1 protein-coding gene is annotated in these 1,023 nt (G+C 59.3%); it reads right to left on the bottom strand.

The features are described 5' to 3' along the window. A partial coding sequence (locus JCM10914_RS29490) for a hypothetical protein (protein WP_036720658.1) occupies positions 1-1,023 on the bottom strand: 1,023 nt, incomplete at both ends.

Raw genomic sequence — 1,023 nt, 5'->3', positions numbered from 1 at the left:
CATCGTTCACCAGACCGATGATAGGCTGGGTGTTCGGGCACCAGGATCCACCGATCAGAATGTTGTGCGTGCCGTCTGTCTTCAGCAGCTCTTGCAGCTCATGGTATGTGATGTGCTCGAATACCACATCCTTGCCGCGGAAAATAGCGCGGTTCAGTTTGTCATCATAGACTGTCGTGAAATAGTCCTCCGCTGTAAAGATGTCATGCTGCGCGACCTCCTTACCGTTCGTCTCCACAGCGATCGCTTTGAACACCTCGCCCCACTCGGACGAGGCGGAGGCGATGATCGGCGCTGCCACATCCGCTTCCGTGCGCCCTTTCTCATAGGCGAACAGGAATGGCTCCGTGATTTTGTGCGCACTGACTCCTTGGCCATAGCTCACCTCTGCACCGGTTGCCGGCAGGTTCAGCAGATAGTTGTTCACCAAGTCGACGAACAGCTTCTTGTCGAAGTCGGCGGCGTTTTCGTCTGTGATATCCAAAGTTGCCCCGTCCAGACGGGTGTCGAAATTGTAGATCTTTTCGACGCCGTAGGCTTTGGCCTGTGCGTTGATCTCAGCGATCTGCGTCTGCGTGGCTTGGCTCCACGCGCCGCCGATCAGCACCAGATAGGTGCCTTCGCTATTCAGCAGCGTCGACAGCTCATGGGCGGTCACGGTCTCGAACACGTGGTCCGTCTGGCTCAGCGACGGATACACGCGCTTGAAGTAGTCGAACGCTCCTTCGCCGCCTGGCTCTGTCCCCGATGCGGGGACGACGACCTCAACAGCCGGTCCTGCGCTGTAGTACAGCTCGGTCGGCGTAGTAGCCCCCGCATTGTAGCCGGTTTTGGCCGCATAACGAACCTGGTACGTCCCCGGTGCCAGCCCGGTAACCGTCTCGTTCGTCGCACGGGTGTACGTCGCGCTGCTCGCCAGCTTGTACTCCAGCGCTGTCGTCGTGCCTGTGATCCGGCCGTCATGGACAGCTGTATGGCTAGGCGCAACGCCTGCCAGTCCTGAAGGTGTCAGCTCCAGGCGGG

Source organism: Paenibacillus sp. JCM 10914, from assembly GCF_001315105.1.
Lineage (GTDB): Bacteria > Bacillota > Bacilli > Paenibacillales > Paenibacillaceae > Paenibacillus_AQ.
Note: the sequence above shows the minus strand (reverse complement) of the source record. Positions and strands in the feature narration are given on the sequence as shown.